The organism is Bacillus andreraoultii, from assembly GCF_001244735.1.
In the GTDB taxonomy this organism is placed as follows: Bacteria; Bacillota; Bacilli; order Bacillales; family Caldibacillaceae; genus Caldifermentibacillus; species Caldifermentibacillus andreraoultii.
Window position 1 is genome coordinate 1,162,058 of sequence record NZ_LN868937.1, and the last position, 17,530, is coordinate 1,179,587.

General features: G+C 35.2%; 18 protein-coding genes and 1 other annotated feature. Of the genes, 12 read left to right on the forward strand and 6 right to left on the reverse strand.

Going from position 1 to position 17,530, the window contains the following annotated elements; all coding sequences use genetic code 11:
• Positions 1–6 precede the first annotated feature (6 nt).
• Both BN2144_RS10730 and BN2144_RS10735 read left to right on the forward strand, forming a co-directional pair.
• Positions 7–273: a DUF1294 domain-containing protein gene (locus BN2144_RS10730; protein ID WP_222860093.1), complete on the forward strand. Its 267-nt coding sequence runs from the start codon at positions 7–9 to the stop codon at positions 271–273.
• A gap of 101 nt (positions 274–374) precedes the next feature.
• Positions 375–935: a TVP38/TMEM64 family protein gene (locus tag BN2144_RS10735; RefSeq protein ID WP_033828230.1), complete on the forward strand. Its 561-nt coding sequence runs from the start codon at positions 375–377 to the stop codon at positions 933–935.
• A gap of 244 nt (positions 936–1,179) precedes the next feature.
• Here BN2144_RS10735 and BN2144_RS10740 read toward each other — a convergent pair whose 3' ends face one another.
• Positions 1,180–1,587 (reverse strand): hypothetical protein, encoded by a 408-nt coding sequence (locus BN2144_RS10740; protein WP_033828231.1) that lies wholly within the window; start codon positions 1,585–1,587, stop codon positions 1,180–1,182.
• A gap of 135 nt (positions 1,588–1,722) precedes the next feature.
• Between BN2144_RS10740 and dut the strand changes: the two genes are divergently transcribed.
• Positions 1,723–2,160, forward strand: a complete 438-nt coding sequence (dut, locus tag BN2144_RS10745; protein WP_033828232.1) for a dUTP diphosphatase — start codon at positions 1,723–1,725, stop codon at positions 2,158–2,160.
• A gap of 143 nt (positions 2,161–2,303) precedes the next feature.
• Here dut and BN2144_RS10750 read toward each other — a convergent pair whose 3' ends face one another.
• The 3 genes from BN2144_RS10750 to BN2144_RS10760 are packed head-to-tail and all read right to left on the reverse strand — an operon-like array spanning position 2,304 to position 6,342.
• Positions 2,304–4,181 carry an ABC transporter ATP-binding protein gene (locus BN2144_RS10750; protein ID WP_033828233.1) on the reverse strand — a complete coding sequence of 626 codons (1,878 nt, stop codon included), beginning with the start codon at positions 4,179–4,181 and terminating at the stop codon, positions 2,304–2,306.
• Positions 4,178–5,905 (reverse strand): ABC transporter ATP-binding protein, encoded by a 1,728-nt coding sequence (locus tag BN2144_RS10755; protein WP_033828234.1) that lies wholly within the window; start codon positions 5,903–5,905, stop codon positions 4,178–4,180. Before BN2144_RS10755 ends, BN2144_RS10750 begins: the two co-directional genes overlap by 4 nt.
• 23 nt (positions 5,906–5,928) lie before the next feature.
• On the reverse strand, positions 5,929–6,342 hold the full coding sequence (locus BN2144_RS10760; RefSeq protein ID WP_050632285.1) for a MarR family winged helix-turn-helix transcriptional regulator: 414 nt from the start codon (positions 6,340–6,342) through the stop codon (positions 5,929–5,931).
• A gap of 179 nt (positions 6,343–6,521) precedes the next feature.
• Between BN2144_RS10760 and BN2144_RS10765 the strand changes: the two genes are divergently transcribed.
• Positions 6,522–7,610, forward strand: coding sequence for a M42 family metallopeptidase (locus BN2144_RS10765; protein WP_033828236.1), 1,089 nt, complete (start codon positions 6,522–6,524; stop codon positions 7,608–7,610).
• A 265-nt stretch (positions 7,611–7,875) separates the two neighbouring features.
• Here the strand turns inward: BN2144_RS10765 and BN2144_RS10770 are convergent, their stop codons facing one another.
• Together BN2144_RS10770 and sspI are read right to left on the reverse strand one after the other, a co-directional pair.
• Positions 7,876–8,730, reverse strand: a complete 855-nt coding sequence (locus tag BN2144_RS10770) for an MBL fold metallo-hydrolase (protein ID WP_075047824.1) — start codon at positions 8,728–8,730, stop codon at positions 7,876–7,878.
• Positions 8,730–8,939: a small acid-soluble spore protein SspI gene (sspI, locus tag BN2144_RS10775; protein WP_033828237.1), complete on the reverse strand. Its 210-nt coding sequence runs from the start codon at positions 8,937–8,939 to the stop codon at positions 8,730–8,732. Before sspI ends, BN2144_RS10770 begins: the two co-directional genes overlap by 1 nt.
• Before the next feature lie 120 nt (positions 8,940–9,059).
• Here sspI and BN2144_RS10780 point away from each other — a divergent pair, with 120 nt between their 5' ends.
• The 8 genes from BN2144_RS10780 (at position 9,060) to BN2144_RS10815 (ending at position 17,337) form a co-directional block, all read left to right on the forward strand.
• Positions 9,060–9,815: a TrmH family RNA methyltransferase gene (locus BN2144_RS10780; RefSeq protein ID WP_033828238.1), complete on the forward strand. Its 756-nt coding sequence runs from the start codon at positions 9,060–9,062 to the stop codon at positions 9,813–9,815.
• Positions 9,816–9,917: 102 nt separating this feature from the next.
• Positions 9,918–10,170: a binding site (T-box leader), on the forward strand.
• A gap of 56 nt (positions 10,171–10,226) precedes the next feature.
• Positions 10,227–11,267 (forward strand): phenylalanine--tRNA ligase subunit alpha, encoded by a 1,041-nt coding sequence (gene pheS / locus BN2144_RS10785; RefSeq protein WP_033828239.1) that lies wholly within the window; start codon positions 10,227–10,229, stop codon positions 11,265–11,267.
• 36 nt (positions 11,268–11,303) lie between these two features.
• Positions 11,304–13,718: a phenylalanine--tRNA ligase subunit beta gene (gene pheT, locus BN2144_RS10790; protein WP_033828240.1), complete on the forward strand. Its 2,415-nt coding sequence runs from the start codon at positions 11,304–11,306 to the stop codon at positions 13,716–13,718.
• 159 nt (positions 13,719–13,877) lie between these two features.
• Positions 13,878–14,129, forward strand: a complete 252-nt coding sequence (gene zapA, locus BN2144_RS10795) for a cell division protein ZapA (protein WP_033828241.1) — start codon at positions 13,878–13,880, stop codon at positions 14,127–14,129.
• Between the two features lie 102 nt (positions 14,130–14,231).
• The gene (locus BN2144_RS10800) at positions 14,232–14,759 is read left to right on the forward strand and encodes a CvpA family protein (protein WP_033828242.1); all 528 of its coding nucleotides are present in this window, start codon (positions 14,232–14,234) and stop codon (positions 14,757–14,759) included.
• 217 nt (positions 14,760–14,976) lie between these two features.
• Positions 14,977–15,441, forward strand: a complete 465-nt coding sequence (locus tag BN2144_RS10805; RefSeq protein ID WP_033828243.1) for a type II secretion system protein — start codon at positions 14,977–14,979, stop codon at positions 15,439–15,441.
• A gap of 11 nt (positions 15,442–15,452) precedes the next feature.
• On the forward strand, positions 15,453–15,881 hold the full coding sequence (locus BN2144_RS10810) for a PilW family protein (protein WP_222860094.1): 429 nt from the start codon (positions 15,453–15,455) through the stop codon (positions 15,879–15,881).
• On the forward strand, positions 15,865–17,337 hold the full coding sequence (locus tag BN2144_RS10815; protein ID WP_033828245.1) for a DUF7305 domain-containing protein: 1,473 nt from the start codon (positions 15,865–15,867) through the stop codon (positions 17,335–17,337). Before BN2144_RS10810 ends, BN2144_RS10815 begins: the two co-directional genes overlap by 17 nt.
• Positions 17,338–17,530: the final 193 nt, after the last annotated feature.

Sequence of the window (17,530 nt, forward strand, 5' to 3'; positions counted from 1 at the left end):
GAAATTGTGAAACTTCTATTCCTTTTCCTTGTTATTATAAATGTAATTGGTTTTCTCATTATGGGGATTGATAAACGTAGAGCCCAGCTCCATCAATGGAGAATTCCAGAAAACACATTATGGCTCATTGCTTTTATTGGTGGTAGTTTAGGAACAACACTTGGTATGTACATATTTAAACATAAGACAAAACATTTTTTATTTCGAATTGGCTTTCCACTTCTTTTTTTCTTACAAACTTGTTTGTTCCTATATTTTCGCTTTTATCATTAGAAAACCTGCATAACAAGCTTCCTTTTTGTATACGTATATAAAGAAGTCCCTCTAATATAGGAACATCGTGTTGATTGTGCTAAGGGTTAGGAGGGGAAGTTGTGGACGGTTCAACGAGTCTTATTTTATCGTTTGTAGAAATGGGAGGGCTATTTGCACCAATTGCATTTATTCTTTTTCATATTGTCCGACAGTTTTTGTTTATTCCAGTTGTTGTTGTTTGTTTAGCAGGGGGTCTACTATTTGGCTCTGTCTTTGGAATAATCTTCTCAATAATCGGGTTAACATTATCTAGTGTGCTATTGTTTTTCATATTAAGAATATTCCCAACTGTCCATAGTAAATTACACCATATTAAACTAAAATGGTTTGGTCCGTATATGAATTTAACAAGAGGACAAATTGCTCTTTTAAAGTTAATCCCATTTATGCACTTTCAATTATTAAGTTACTGTTTACTAGAAAGAAACCCAGATTTTCGTGACTATGTGGTCAATTCGCTATATACGAATATTCCAGTTGTTGTATTTTATACGGTGTTTGGACAGTTCTTTAATCATTTTAGTCCAACGATGGCGGTAATGTTTTTACTTGCTTTATCTGCTTTAATTGTTCTTTTACGAGAAAAGTTCATAGTTATTAAATGGCAGGATTTTTTTTAAGCCACATTATAGAAAAAGGGGATGCGTAGAATTGAAGGGTACGTAAAAGGGTGTACGTACCCTTCGATTTCTTTTATCCCTTCTAATATGAATGAAAAGAACGTCCTATATAACATAAAAAACGGGCAACTCAGAAAGTCGTATTTTGATATCTGGATGCCCCTTCTTATGTTCAACCCCTAATATATTAACATTCTTGATCATCACATTTTTTATGATATCCACTTTTCGGACATACCTCTTTTTAAATTGACTGATTTGGCGAATGATCGTTTGAATGGAGGAACTCTTTGATTGGGCTCTTCCAGTCAATTTTTGCAGTAGGGTAATGTTTTAAAATATGTTGTTCGATTGTTTTAAAATCATTTTTCGTTAAACCTTTCAAAGCACCTGGATCTCTCGGAAATACAAAAATAGATATGACATCAAATGAATCGGTCGTTGTTCCTAAGTATTTTTCCCCTTCAAATAGGACACCTTTATAAGTCAAAATAAAATTCTTCCTAACATTATTCGTATCATCTAAAAAGTAAAACCGCTTTTGATCATGAGCAAGTTCTAATTTCCGTTTTGGATGTAATAAATAACGTATACCACTATATATAAGGAGAATAATGAGTAATAGAATAATCAAACGAATAAATAATGCCATAATACGACCTCCTGTTTTCTACATGAATTGCTGCTATTTACATATTGCTACGAAATAATGATAAAAAGGTTTCAGTTTTTAGCACTTTTGTTATAATTTTTTTATGGTTGGATAAATAGTAAAGGAGAAAAACCAATGAAGTATCAATTAAAAGTTAAATTAATCCATAAGGATGCAAAACTTCCTCAATATGCAAATCCCGGGGATGCAGGTTTAGATTTATATTCTGTAGAGGAAAAAGTGATTCAACCGGGAGAGGCTGAATTAATTGCCACAGGAATGATTATCGAATTACCTCCAGGGACTGAAGCACAAGTCCGTCCGAGAAGTGGACTTGCATTAAAACATCAAATAACCGTGTTGAATAGTCCGGGTACCATTGATGAAGGTTATCGGGGAGAAGTAAAAGTAATCTTGATTAATCACGGTAAGAAAGAGTTTAAAGTTGAAAAACAGATGCGTATTGCTCAAATGATTGTCGCACCGGTTTCCAAAGTAAATGTCGTTGAAGTAAAAGAAGTTTCCGATACTGAACGGGGAGAAGGTGGCTTCGGCTCAACAGGGATGCAGTAGTTTTTATGTATGTGTTCAATTAAGAGGAAAATGGGGATGGCAAGAAAAACGTATTGATTGTAAGTTAAGCTGGATATCCTAATATAAAAAAGTGATTTGATCTCGCTAATTATACGAAGGTCAAATCACTTTATCTATTTTATTCATTCATTCACTTTTTGTACATTTCCGCTAAATTGACTATTATAAAGATCTGCATAAAAGCCGTTTTCATCTAACAATTCTTGATGTGTCCCTTGTTCAATGACTGTTCCATGATTCATAACTAAAATTAAGTCGGCATTTCGGATCGTTGAAAGTCTATGGGCGATGACAAAACTTGTTCGTCCCTTCATCAATTCATTCATCGCCTCTTGGATGGCAATCTCTGTCCTTGTATCCACACTACTTGTTGCTTCATCCAAAATAAGAATCGTAGGATCTGCTAATATCGCTCGTGCAATCGTCAATAGCTGTTTCTGTCCTTGAGAAATATTTGAAGCTTCTTCATTTAAAATCGTATCGTATCCATCTGGTAAGGTACGGATAAAATAATCTGCATGGGCTGCTTTAGCTGCTTGAACAATTTCAAACTCAGATGCCCCTTTCCGTCCATAGGCAATATTTTCCCGGATTGTTCCATTAAATAACCACGTATCTTGTAAAACCATACCGAATAAACTACGTAAGTCACTATGTTTCAGATCACGAATATCGACTCCATCAATCGTAATTGAACCGTTATTGATTTCATAAAATCGCATAAGTAAATTCATTAATGTCGTTTTTCCTGCACCAGTCGGCCCAACAATTGCAACTGTTTGACCACTTTCTACGTTAAGATTCATATTTTCAATTAATGGTTCATCCGGATTATAACGGAAGGAAACTTGATTAAAACGTACATTCCCTTGAGGATTTTCCAACACTTTCGCATCTTGTTTATCTGGTTCTTCCTCCTCTTCATCTAAAACTTCAAATACTCGTTCAGCTGAAGCAATCGTAGACTGAATAATATTAGCAATATTTGCTGCTTGTGTGATTGGTTGTGAGAATTGCCGTGCATATTGAATGAATGCTTGGATGTCTCCAACAGCAATTCTTTGTTTTGTAACGAGAATACCCCCAACAACGGAAATTAGTACATAGCCAATATTATTAATTAAGGACATAATTGGCATAATGATACCGGAAATAAATTGTGATCTCCAACCACTTTCATATAATTTTTCATTCACTTCTTTAAACGTTGCGATTGATTGTTTTTCACGTCCAAACGCTTGAATAATTTGATGCCCCGTATACATCTCTTCAACATGGCCATTTAATTGACCGAGGGTTGCTTGCTGACTTTTAAAATATTTTTGTGATTTTGAAGCAATTTTTGCTGTTGCCAAAAAACTTAACGGCAAAGTTAGCAAAATAATTAATGTCATGAGCGGACTAATGGTAAGCATCATTACGATGACACCGATAATCGTAACAAATGACGTAATGAGTTGTGTTAAACTTTGTTGTAACGTATTGCTTATATTATCAACATCATTTACGACCCGGCTTAAAATTTCACCATGAGTCCGTCCATCATAATACTTTAAAGGAAGCCGTGATAGTTTTTCGTCTACCTCTTTCCGTAATTGATAAACGGTCGTTTGTGCAACCCCAGCCATAACGTACTGCTGAATATAACTAAAAATCGAACTAAATATATACAAACCAATTAAAATCATAATGTAGTGTCCAATTTTTTCAAAGTTAATACCAGCATTTGGAATTTGTTGCATTTTTGCCATAATACCTTCAAATATTACTGTCGTCACTTTCCCAAGTATTTTCGGGCTTATAATAGTAAAAATTGTACTCATTATAGCGGCAAGAAATACAAGGAGCAAACGGATTCGAAAAGGTTTCAAATATTGGATTAACCTTTTTAATGTACCTTTAAAATTTTTCGGTTTTTCTTTTATACCATGAAAGCCATGTGGACCCCCACCACGTGCATGGGGATGGCTTGAACGTTGTTGTTTATCATGTTTACTCATGCTAGTTCCTCCTCTGAAAGCTGTGAGGACACAATTTCACGGTATACTGAACTTGTCTCAAGAAGTTCAGTATGTGTGCCAATACCAGCAATTTTTCCTTCGTCAAGAACGATAATTTGATCAGCATCAATCACGGTACTTACACGTTGAGCAATAAGAATAACAGTTGCTTCTTCTGTTTCACTTTTCAATGCTGCACGTAATTTTGCATCTGTTTTAAAATCAAGAGCAGAAAAGCTATCGTCAAAAAGATAGATTTCTGGTTTTCGTACTAATGCCCGGGCAATTGATAAGCGTTGTTTTTGACCGCCAGAAATATTCGTTCCCCCTTGAGAAATAACGGTTTGATAATGATCATTCATTTCTTCAATAAAGTCTTCTGCCTGTGCAATTTTTGCTGCATGTTCGATTTCAGGTTCAGTGGCATCAGTCTTACCGTATTGAATATTTTCAGCAACTGTACCTGTGAAAAGAACGGATTTTTGTGGGACAAAGCCAATTATTTTTCGTAACTCTGCTAAATCCCAGTCACGTACATCTCTCGCATTAACAAGAACTTGTCCTTCTGATACATCATAAAACCGAGGAATTAAATTGATTAATGTTGATTTACCAGAACCTGTTCCACCGATAATTGCCGTCGTTTGACCAGGACGTGCTTCAAATGAAATATTTGATAAGGCAGCTTTTTCCGCATTTGGGTATGAAAAAGACACATGATGAAAAGTGACATAACCATGAAGATCTGTCTCTTTTTTAACATTTTCAGGATTTTTAATAACAGGTTGTAATTCTAATACTTCCCCAATTCGATTAGCTGAAACTTGAGCTCGTGGGAGTAAAACAAACATCATCGAAACCAACATGAAAGAAAACATAATTTGCATCGCATATTGAATAAATGCCATTAAATCGCCTACTTGCATATTTCCGTTGTCGATTCGAAGGCCACCAAACCAAACGATAGCAATTGTTGAAAAATTGATAATTAGTAACATGACTGGCATCATTAGCGCCATAATTTTATTAACACGAATAGATGTGTCGGTTAAATCTTTACTTGCTTGATCGAATCGTTCTTCTTCAAAGGCAACACGGTTAAATGAGCGAATAACACGAATGCCGACTAATTTTTCCCGTAAAACTTGGTTTACTTTGTCTAACCTCTTTTGAATTAATTTAAACAATGGAATTCCTTTTCTAGCAATGAGAAAAATTGCCAATCCAAGAACTGGCACAGAAATAAGAAAAATTAAAGACAACTTTACATCTGTTGTTAATGCCATAATAATTCCACCGATGGCCATAATTGGAGCTGTCACCATCACGCGTAATGTTAACATAAGAACAAACTGAACTTGGTTTATATCGTTTGTTGTTCTCGTAATTAATGAAGCAGTTCCAAGTTGATCAAACTCTTCTTGTGAGAATTGTTGAATATGGCTAAAAACAACATTCCGTAAATCACGACCAAATCCACTCGAGGCTCGTGAAGAAAAATAGCTTGCAATGATAGCACTAAGCATGCCAAAAGCTGCAACTAGTAACATGAATCCACCAATTTTCCAAATGTAAGGCACATCCCCATTGACAACGCCTTGATCTATAATATCTGACATCAGGCGTGGCAGGTAGAGCTCCGCCATAGATTGTAAAAATACAAGGGCAAGAGCAATCATTATTTGTAACTTATATGGCTTTAAATAAGTCGCCAATTTCTTCATATAATCAACTCCATTACTACTTCTTATATAGAAGCCATTTTTTCGATAATTTTTGTTAATTGCATTATTTCTTCATCAGTTAATTTGGAAATATAACTTTTTAATATCTTTTTTCTTTCTTGGATTGCTGTCGATAGTTGTGTTTTTCCTGTTTCTGTCATTTCAACAAAAATTGCCCTTCGATCAGCCGTGTCATGCGTTCTTTTAACAATACCGTTTTTTTCTAATCGGTCAATCATAACAGTAATTGCACTTGGTTTGACATCAAGCATTTCTGCTAAAAAAGATAATTTACATTTTCCTTTTTTATTGATTAAAAATAAGACATACAATTGTTGCTTCGTTATTGCGGTTTTTGAAAACTTTTCTATGTCCGAATCAATATTTCTTTTTAATTGGTCAACCGCAAAATGAAGGTTGAGTAATTGTTGATCCATCATAGTCCTCCTATTATTAACTCACCTAATATTTAAGCTGTTTAAATATTAATCCGTTTAAAGAGGGATGTCAAGCACGAAATTTTTTTCAATCCGTTGAAATATGGATACTCGTTCGTTTGTTCCATCGAATTTCCTCTAGTATAATGAAGATATGTTAAATAAAAGGAGGAATCAGTTTGATAAAATTGGATGAACAACTAACGATGCTGAAAGAATTAACTGATGCCAAAGGAATTCCAGGTAATGAAAGAGAAGTTCGTGAAGTAATGAAAAAATATATAGCACCATTTGCGGATGAAATTACATATGACGGTCTTGGAAGTTTAATCGCGAAAAAAGTGGGGCTTGCAGATGGTCCAAAAGTTATGCTAGGTGGACACTTAGATGAAGTCGGCTTTATGGTTACAAATATTGATGATAAAGGGTTTATTCGTTTTCAAACAGTTGGCGGTTGGTGGGGACAAGTCATGCTCGCCCAACGTGTCACAATTGTAACATCAAAAGGTGAAACAATTACAGGGGTTATTGGATCAAAGCCACCTCATATTTTATCACCGGAAGCTAGAAAAAAACCGTTTGATATTAAGGACATGTTTATTGATATTGGCGCTACATCAAAAGAAGAAGTAACTTCTTGGGGTGTTCGCCCAGGCGATATGATTGTTCCTTATTTTGAATTTACTGTAATGAAAAATGAGAAATTTCTACTTGCAAAAGCATGGGATAACCGAATTGGCTGTGCAATAGTTATTGATGTGTTGAAAAATTTACAAAAGGAACAACATCCGAACATTGTTTATGGTGTCGGTGCCGTTCAAGAAGAAGTTGGCTTACGTGGAGCGAAAACAGCTGCGTTTACGATTGAACCGGATATAGGCTTTGCATTAGACGTAGGTACGGCAGGAGATACACCAGGAGTGACAGAAAAAGAATCATTAAGTAAGCTCGGCAATGGTCCACAAATAATTATTTATGATGCATCACTTGTTTCTCATAAAGGTTTAAGAGAATTTGTTGTAAATGTTGCAGAAGAGTTACATATTCCATACCAATTTGAATCGATTCCTGGTGGTGGAACAGATGCCGGCTCCATCCATTTAACAAAATCAGGTGCACCATCCATTGCGATTACGATTGCGACTCGTTACTTACATTCGAATGCGAGCATCATTCATCGTGATGATTACGAAAACACAGTAACATTATTAACTGAACTTGTAAAACGACTTGATGTAGATGCGGTAAATAAAATTAAGTTTGAATGAGTTTTGTTAACTGAATTTATTAAAAGGGCTTAAGCATAACGCTAGAAAGCCCTTTATTGGCTCATAGGAAAGTATAAATTTTCAGATTTCTACTTTCCTTGTGCTGATAAGCGTAAAAGGAAGGCTCTAGTAGCTACATCAAAGCCGAAAAACTCTCTTTCTTTTGGAGAATTCTCGTCTCTTTGGCTGCCTAGAGGCTCAAGCGTCCCTGAGTTTTTACGATGAATATGGAGACTAAGAACTTTCGGTTAAAGTAACTACCTTATTATACATATTTTCCGTAATCCGGCGTTGCAATGGTATCGAACTCATTGACAAGTCTAGTTAACCCGCGTTCGAGTTCCTCACCTTCTATCGGTAAACCATGCCCGGTTAAGGCTACTTTTGGATGTAAAGCAGCTAATTTCTCCACAGATTGCTTGGCAAGTTTCCAATCGGTAGTAAAGTATCGTGGTGGTCCGCATATTTCTTGTTCTTGCACGAGCACTTTGTAAAGGGAATCTTGTTTAACGGTTATAAATGCATCTGCAGCGATTAATGTCCCATCTTTTTCACGGAATAACGAGACATGACCGTCTGAATGGCCTGGTGTGTGTATCCATTTCCACTCAGGTAGAAGTGGAACTTTCCCGTTGTCTGGTAAGGGTTTGATATGTTTACTTAAATTAATTCCAACGTTTGGGAACATTGGTGACAATTTTGCAACAAGTCCACCTTCTACCGTTCCGTCAGGTTCTGGGTAATTCTTTTGACCAGTTAAATAAGGAATTTCTAACGGATGTGCATACACAGGAGTATCAGAAAATCGTTCAAGCAACTTTTCAATCGAACCAATGTGGTCAAAATGCCCATGTGTTAAAATAATTGCCTCTGGTTTTGCCCCTTCACCGAATTTCTCTTCAATCATATTAAAAATCATCTCTTCTGACTCGGGCATACCAGTATCAATTATTACAAAACCTGTATTTGTTTGAATGAAGGCAATGTTAACGATTTGTATTGTGCATGCAAAAACACCTTCTGCAATTTGTTGAACAAGCCCACTCGCCATCGATGTCATTGGGACAAATTTGCCTTTCATAGTTTGATTTTCATGCAAATGGTTCTCGAACAGATCCATTATTTATTCAAACCTTGCGTTAAGTTTTCAAGCATCATTTTTTGTTCGTTTGGATCAGCATTTTGCCAAATAATTTCAAATAAAACACCTAGTCCAGGGAGCATTTTTTCTTCCCCAACTTGAATTGCATCAACAATTGTATCTCTTAATTGGTCTTCTGAATTTCCAGAAACATTTTGTATAATGGCATTTCGTAAATTAAAGTTCATTATTAATCAACCTCCTAGAGTAATAATCATAAATAGTGTTTTACTTTTAAAGATGTAATATGTATATGGAATTCGATATAATGAAAAATAGTGAAAGAATTTTCGTTAAAGGAGATTTTTATGAAGTTTATTCAATCAGTAAAAAATGAAAAAGTGAAGCAATGGAAAAAATTATTAACAAAAAAAGAACGGGATAAAACAGGTTTATTCCTTGTTGAAGGGGAGCATCTAGTTGAAGAAGCACATCACGCTGACTGGATGACTGAGCTCATTGTGACTGAAAGCTATCATTCAAAATTACCGAAAGCAAAATTTGCAAATATAGATCTTTATGTAGTTGCAAATGAGATAGCTAAAGTGATATCTGATACAGAAACACCACAAGGTATTTTTGCTGTCTGTAAGCAAATGAAAAAAAGTGTAGTTGAAGGGAAAAGGTATTTACTTATCGATGCGGTTCAAGACCCGGGAAATGTCGGTACGATGATTCGAACGGCGGATAGTGCCGGTGTGGATGCTGTTATTGTTGGAGAAGGCAGTGTTGACATATGGAATGCAAAAGTGTTGCGTGCAGCACAAGGCAGTCATTTTCATTTACCAATCATTCGGGGGAATTTGACTGAATGGATAAATAAATTTAGGGAGCAGAATATTTCAATTTATGGAACTGCACTAAAAAATGCAGTACCTATGAACCAGGTGCAAGCGCAAGAATCTTTTGCACTAATTGTAGGAAATGAAGGACAAGGTGTGAACGAAGAACTTTTGAGTAAAACGACAAAAAATCTATATATTCCAATTTATGGAAAAAGTGAATCATTAAATGTATCAGTAGCCACAGGGATTTTACTCTATTATTTACGTGGTAAACATTGAAATTGAAATAGAGGACAAAGAAAATTCGAATATGACCATAGTTCATATTGCTATTCTGAAAAAGTCTCGATATAATGGTAATTAAATGAAAATTGAATAATGAAAGATGTAATGATTGAGGCAAGTAATTTGGAAATTTCTGTTTAAGGGAGAAAATGCCATGACTGAAAGCATTTTTAGCAGAAACCAAATGAAATTTCACCTCATGAACTCTCATCGGGACCACTTTCGTACTTGCGATTGAAGTGTAAAGATGAAGCGGGAAGACCGTTATCAGTTAGAGTGAATGTACATTTGTAGTTTGACAAATTGCATTAATAAGGGTGGTACCGCGAATAGAATCCTCGTCCCTTTTCGGATGAGGATTTTTTGTGCTTTCTAAATACTTACAATTACAAGGAGGTATAAAACGTGAAAGAACGTTTACATGAACTAAAAGAAGAAGTACTGGAAAAGATTTCTAAAGCGACAGACTTGAAACATTTAAATGATGTTCGGGTTGCCTATTTAGGGAAGAAAGGACCAATTACCGAAGTTTTACGAGGAATGGGGAAGCTTTCACCAGAAGAACGTCCAATCATCGGTTCCCTTGCTAATGAAATCCGAGCAAAAATTTCTGAAAAACTAGATGCTAAAAAAGCGGAGTTAGAAGAGTTAGCTGTACAAAAGAAATTAGAAGAAGAATCGATTGATATTACTTTACCAGGACGACCCGTTACATTAGGTTGCGACCATCCTTTGACGAAAACCATCCGAGAAATTGAAGACTTATTTATTGGTCTTGGTTATGAAGTTGCAGAAGGTCCAGAAGTAGAAACAGACTATTACAATTTTGAAGCATTAAATTTACCGAAAAACCATCCTGCTCGTGATATGCAAGATTCTTTTTACATTACCGAAGAACTTTTATTACGTACACATACATCACCTGTACAAGCACGGACAATGGAAAAGGCGAAAGGAAGGGGACCTGTAAAAGTAATTTGTCCGGGTCGTGTATATCGTCGTGATAACGATGATGCAACACACTCCCATCAATTTATGCAAATTGAAGGACTTGTTGTGGATGAAAACATTCGTATGAGTGATTTGAAAGGAACTTTAAATATTTTTGCGAAAAAGATTTTTGGTGAAGATCGTGAAATTCGTCTCCGTCCAAGCTTTTTCCCGTTTACAGAACCATCTGTTGAAATGGATATTTCTTGTAAAATGTGTGGCGGTAAAGGATGCAATGTATGTAAAGGAACCGGTTGGATTGAAATTTTAGGTGCTGGAATGGTCCATCCAAATGTGTTACGTATGAGTGGATTTGATCCAGAAAAATATAGCGGTTTTGCATTCGGTATGGGTCCTGAACGAATTGCAATGTTGAAATACGGGATTGATGATATTCGTCATTTCTATACAAATGATGTTCGTTTCTTAAAACAATTTGCACCAGTAGATTTATAAAAAGAAAATAGTAAAAATAAGGTAGGAGGAAAAAACATGCTTGTTTCATATAAATGGCTTGAATCGTATGTTGATGTGAGCGAAATTACAGCCGAAGATTTAGCTGAAAAAATTACTCGCTCAGGTATTGAAGTAGAAAGTGTTGAACAAAAATCAGCAGGATTAAAAAATATTGTGGTCGGACATGTACTTTCTTGTGTGGACCATCCAAACTCAGACCATCTTCATATTTGCCAAGTAGATATCGGTGAAGAAGAACCAACTCAAATCATTTGTGGTGCACCGAATGTCGCAGCAGGACAAAAAGTGATTGTAGCACTTCCAGGGGCAAGAATAGCTGGAAACGTGAAAATTAAACGTGGTAAAATTCGCGGCGAAGTTTCAAACGGTATGATTTGCTCATTACAAGAACTTGGTATTGAAGGAAAGGTTGTACCGAAAGAATATGCAGACGGAATTTACGTACTTCCAGAATCGGCCATACCTGGTAGTGATGCACTAAAATTATTAAATATGGATGATTTTATTTTAGAACTAGGATTAACTCCGAACCGAGCTGATTGCATGAGTATGATTGGTGTTGCTTATGAAACAGCAGCAATTTTAGGAAAAAAAGTAAAATTACCTAAAATAAAAGCTGTCACTAGTAATGAAAAAGTAAGTGATTATATTTCGGTTCGAGTCGATGCGAAAAGTGATGCACCGTTATATACGGCCAAAGTAATCAAAAATGTAAAAATTGGTCCGTCCCCATTATGGCTGCAAACACGACTCATCAATGCTGGGATTCGTCCTCACAATAATGTAGTCGATGTAACCAACTTTATTCTACTAGAATACGGACAACCATTGCATGCGTTTGATTATGATCGTCTTGGGTCAAATGAAATTGTTGTACGTCGGGCAAAAGCTGGAGAAAAGATGATTACGTTAGATGATGCTGAACGTATGTTATCTGAAGATCATCTCGTTATTACAAATGGTGAAGTACCAGTTGCATTAGCTGGTGTAATGGGTGGAGCTAACTCTGAAGTAGGTAATGATACAACAACGATATTACTGGAATCTGCCTATTTTGATAGTAAAGTTATTCGGAAGGCATCTAAAGATCATGGACTTCGTAGTGAAGCTAGTAGTCGCTATGAAAAAGGAATTGATCCAACTCGCGTACGAGAAGCATCAGAACGAGCATGTGCATTAATTGCAGAATTTGCAGGTGGAGAAGTACTGGAAGGTACCGTCGAAGTGGATACATTGGAACTCAAACCCGTAGTAGTTGAAGTTGAGCTATCGAAAGTGAATCAATTTTTAGGTACTGATTTAACTGTTGAAACAATTGAAGAGATTTTAAATCGTCTACAATTCGTTTACAAAAAAGATGGTGAAACTTTTGCGGTTGATATTCCGTCTCGTCGTTGGGATATTTCCATTAAGGAAGATATGTATGAAGAAATTGCAAGACTTTATGGTTATGATCATATTCCAATGACACTTCCTGAAGGTATTGGAACAGCAGGTAGTTTAACTCCATACCAAAAGAAACGAAGAGTTGTCCATGAAGTACTAGAGGGGGCTGGATTAAACCAAGCTGTGACGTACTCATTAACGAGTGAAGAAAAATACGGTCAATTTGCATTAGAGAGAACTGAACCAATTAAACTTGCTATGCCGATGAGTGAAGAACATGCGGTTTTACGATTAAGTTTACTTCCTCATTTATTGGATGCCATCTCTTATAATAAAGCTCGGAAAAATGAAAACGTCGCTTTATTTGAAACAGGTGCCATTTTTGTATCAAACGGAGCGAACGTTCAACCGAAAGAACATGAATACTTAGCAGGTGCAATGGTAGGTCTTTATGTTAATCATCCATGGCAAGGCGAAAAAGTACCGGTTGATTTTTATGTTGTTAAAGGTATTTTAGAAGCGTTATTCGTTAAATTACAAGTGGACGAAATGATTCGTTACGAAAAGGCAGAAATTGACGGAATGCATCCTGGTCAAACAGCCAAAATTTTATTAAATAACGCTGTTCTTGGATTTGTCGGTAAAATCCACCCATCGATGGAAAAACAATACGATGTGAAAAATGTCTTTGTATTTGAGCTTAACTTAGAAAAGCTGTTAAATACAGATGTTGTTCCATTAGCTTACGAATCCATTCCAAGATTCCCGGGGATTACACGTGATATCGCTCTAATTGTAGATCGTAAAACAACAGCCGGAGAACTGGAACAAATTATAAATGAAGCTGGCGGGAAATTATTGAAGGAAGCAAAAGTATTTGACCTTTACGAAGGTGAAAAAGTTGACGCCGGGAAAAAATCAGTTGCTTTTACCCTAACGTACTTAGATCCAGAAAGAACATTGACGGACGATGAAGTAACAAAGGTTCACGAAAAAGTACTAGTTTCTTTAAATGAAAAATTTGGTGCAGAATTAAGAAAATAAATTGACGAGTAAACTGCCTCTTTTCATAAGCTGCCTTTTTAATCAGCTTGTTCCGAGGCAGTTTTTACTTATTTTGCCCTGTTTTTGTTAATTTCCTTCCCATTATATTTTGTTTCGTGCTATGATAAAAAAAGGATTCTGACGATTGGAGGTATGGACTTGTCAGATGTACGAAAAAACAGGATTCCTGTTGAAATATATGGACAACAGTATATGATAGTTGGAACAGAACCAGCAGAACATATTCGCACGGTTGCACAATTAGTTGATCAGAAAATGCGTGAAATCAAAGGGAAAAACGCTACGTTGGATACAAGTCAACTAGCAGTTTTGACAGCTGTAAATGCCGTCAATGAATATGTAAAAATGAAAGAACAATTAGAGGAATTAAAAAGGAATCTTAATCAGTAAATTTGAATAATAGTTAGAATAGAATGACTTTCTAACAAGTAAATACGAACAACTTCAACCATCCAGGTAAAGTGGAAATCTCAGATTAAAGGGTTGACATGCATGCTAAGTTTGATACTACTTTTCTTCTTGTTTATCGGATTTATTGTCGGATTAAAAAGAGGATTTATTTTACAAGTAATCCATTTAACGAGTTTTTTTATCGCCTTTATTATTGCGATGATGTATTATAAAGATTTAGCTTTACGGTTAACTTTGTGGATTCCGTATCCAACGATTGGTGATAGTGAAACACTAAAATTATTGCTTGGAGCTATGAATGCCGAAGAAGCTTTTTATAGAGGAATATCCTTCTTTCTTATTTTTATTGCTGTGAAAATTGTATTACAAATTATTGGTTCCATGCTTGATTTTGTTGCTAATATCCCAATTATTAAGCAGCTAAATATTTGGGCAGGAGGAATACTCGGTTTTCTTGAAGTCTATTTAATTATCTTTCTAATTTTATATATTATCGCCTTATTTCCGATAAATAACGTGCAGACATGGATTGATCAATCTGCGGTTGCAAAGGGAATCATTCAACATACACCTATCCTTTCAAAGCAAATATATAATATGTGGTTTTAACTTATGTAGCAAAAAGTCGGGTCCTAACACAGCTTGGCGTATTTGATTTAATGAGCACATCTGTCTTATATAAATAAACAGACGTGCTCATTTTTGTGTAATGATTTTAATTTCATAAGCCTTTTCCAAATGCTTATGTTCATTGATTTACATAAGTATTGATGATACGATAAAATTGGAAGACTATCTTTTTATAAAGGAGTGATAGAAACGGTTTATGAAAAAATATCTTTTTGGTACTCCTTCAAATAAGGGCTTGACATTGGTAGAAATCATAGTTTCCTTAGCCCTACTGTCTATCATTGTTTTATCAATCATTCCTCTGTTTATTCACTCTGCACAGGCTAATAAAAATTCAAAAGAAATGATGGATGCAACACTATTAGCACAAACAGAATTGGAAAATATCGTAAACATAAATGATCATGCAGAGCAATCGAATCTTGAATATATGTATGATGTAATCTTACAAAAAGGATATAAAAAGGATGAAACATGTGAAAATTGCCTAGGAATAAATAAAGATGGCCACTATATTATCGTTCAACTAAAAAATATAAGTAAAAATAATCATCCAAATGAAAGTCCAACACTAGGAAAAATAGTTATAAAAGTTTACCAAAATGATCAGAAGCTAGAACAGGAATCCCAAATGGAGTTGGTCATCCCATGGAAAAAATAAAATGCAGACTAATGAGAAATGACAACGGACTTACATTAGTTGAATTACTAGTAGCCCTTTCCCTCCTCTCAATCATCCTTCTATTTGCTAGCTCTATCTTTCTCATGTCACAAAATCAAATGAATATCCAATCGAAAGAAGTTCAAGTACAAACAGAAGAAAGATTGGCTATGAATAGGATAACGAGGGATATAAGAAGAGCGAATTTTGTGAATGCTCGCGGACATCAAGAGCTAGTAATAAACAATACAGATATATATAAATTGGAAGGAACAGATTTAAAGAAAAATAATGAATTGATTGCAACGAATATTAAAGTTTTCAATGTTTCTATGGATTGTAATCTGAATGAAGTGAAAGTAGTAATCGGAAATTTACCTGAAACAACCATATCAATAAGGCTGGAGAACGGAGAGGGTGCGTGTGAGCTGGAAAAATAATGAACAAGGAATTGCTTTAACAATGGTTGTATTCATTTTAACAGTCGTCACGATTTTAGGATTATCAATTATAACACTTTCAATGAACAATGTTAAGATGAGTTCAGGTGAAAGGTCAAGCCAAGCTTCTTATTATATTGCTGAATCAGGAATTAATTATAAGATGGACGAAATATATAAAGAGTTGGATGCGATAAATAAGGAAGCTAGTGCGGAAGTTTTCTTTCAACATGTTGAAGAACAATTAAAATTAAACGAAATAGACATGTATACAGATTTCGAGAAGTCCTTTAATAATCAACCTAAAGCAGAAGTTAAAGTAGTGAAAGTAAAGAAAAGTAATGCAAACTCCAGTAATGAAAGAGACTATAAAATCATATCAAAAGGAGTTATAGGAAATCGTTCACGAACAGCTGAGAAGAAATTTAGTGTTGATTTCACACAAAACTCATCTGTGAATCTTCCAAACACGGCTCTTTTTGTGAATAAGAATATTGACTTATTAGGCGGCGCATATATTGACGGAGCTACGGGAATCAACTCATCTAGTCAAGGGGCAATTCGACTTGATGGTGGAGCGAAAATTACGGGGGATATTTTCGTCGGTCCTAATGCAAAAGATGATATTATAGACAAGCCTGCTTATATGAATATACCCAATAAGATTGTAAAGTTAAACGAAATAAAGACATTTCACATGCCAGTGTTTCCTGAGTACCCAACATATCCAATGATAAGTGATGAACTATTTATTCACAATCAGTGGAATACATATGAAGTTATAAAAAACGGCTCTTTATATATTAATAATTGGATGGTAAATAATTACACGTTAGATATGAGGGAAAATCTCCAATTAGACAAAATAATTATAAATCAAAATTATACATTGAATATAAACATTGGCAATAGCAATCACAGTTTAGTAGTCAATGAAATGAACATGCCACAGGGGAAAATAAATATTATTGGAACTGGGAAACTTACAATTTTTGTAAAAAATAATATTACGCTAGGTGGAGGAGCTGAAATTAATTCGCCTAAGAATCCTCAATCAGTTAAAGAAAAAATTAAACAGTTAGACATTTATTATAAAGGAAGAAATTTAACAATGAGTGGTGCTCAAAAAATCTATGGATCATTATTCGCTGAGCGTGCAAACATTACAATGACGGGAGGATCAGGTTTTCAAGGTTCAATTGTAACAGGAGGAACAGAGGTAAATATTAATGGCGGTACGAACGCCCTTACACAAATTTTTTATGCTCCAAATGCAGCAGTGAATTTATCTGGTGGTGGGAAAATTGTCGGCTCCATTGTTGCGAACTCCTTTACTGGAACAGGTGGTGGATTTGTAAAATATGAGAAATTTCATGATGTAGAAGATTTACCCCCCTTTTTAGGATCGTCTAAAGGAACAATTTCAATACAGACGCAACCAACACGTGAAAAATAATTGTAAAAGATTTTAGGACCAACCACAGTATTTTCATTGTGTATTGGTCCTCATGTTTTAAATGAGGAAATTCGTATAAATAGCTAGCAACCCATTTCTCCTTTTATAGAAAAAATGGTAAAGTAGAAAGGTGAAAATAGATATAGAGCTTAAGTATTTTAATCCAATTATTGCTCTATATAACGGGGTGAAT

Excerpts from the sequence above, each read along its gene's own strand:
- BN2144_RS10740 (WP_033828231.1), bottom strand. The coding sequence starts at position 1,587 with ATGGCATTATTTATTCGTTTGATTATTCTATTACTCATTATTCTCCTT.
- dut (WP_033828232.1), top strand. The coding sequence starts at position 1,723 with ATGAAGTATCAATTAAAAGTTAAATTAATCCATAAGGATGCAAAACTT.
- BN2144_RS10750 (WP_033828233.1), bottom strand. The coding sequence starts at position 4,181 with ATGAGTAAACATGATAAACAACAACGTTCAAGCCATCCCCATGCACGT.
- BN2144_RS10755 (WP_033828234.1), bottom strand. The coding sequence starts at position 5,905 with ATGAAGAAATTGGCGACTTATTTAAAGCCATATAAGTTACAAATAATG.
- BN2144_RS10760 (WP_050632285.1), bottom strand. The coding sequence starts at position 6,342 with ATGGATCAACAATTACTCAACCTTCATTTTGCGGTTGACCAATTAAAA.
- BN2144_RS10770 (WP_075047824.1), bottom strand. The coding sequence starts at position 8,730 with ATGGATCTGTTCGAGAACCATTTGCATGAAAATCAAACTATGAAAGGC.
- sspI (WP_033828237.1), bottom strand. The coding sequence starts at position 8,939 with ATGAACTTTAATTTACGAAATGCCATTATACAAAATGTTTCTGGAAAT.
- BN2144_RS10780 (WP_033828238.1), top strand. The coding sequence starts at position 9,060 with ATGAAGTTTATTCAATCAGTAAAAAATGAAAAAGTGAAGCAATGGAAA.
- pheT (WP_033828240.1), top strand. The coding sequence starts at position 11,304 with ATGCTTGTTTCATATAAATGGCTTGAATCGTATGTTGATGTGAGCGAA.
- BN2144_RS10800 (WP_033828242.1), top strand. The coding sequence starts at position 14,232 with ATGCTAAGTTTGATACTACTTTTCTTCTTGTTTATCGGATTTATTGTC.
- BN2144_RS10805 (WP_033828243.1), top strand. The coding sequence starts at position 14,977 with ATGAAAAAATATCTTTTTGGTACTCCTTCAAATAAGGGCTTGACATTG.
- BN2144_RS10810 (WP_222860094.1), top strand. The coding sequence starts at position 15,453 with ATGAGAAATGACAACGGACTTACATTAGTTGAATTACTAGTAGCCCTT.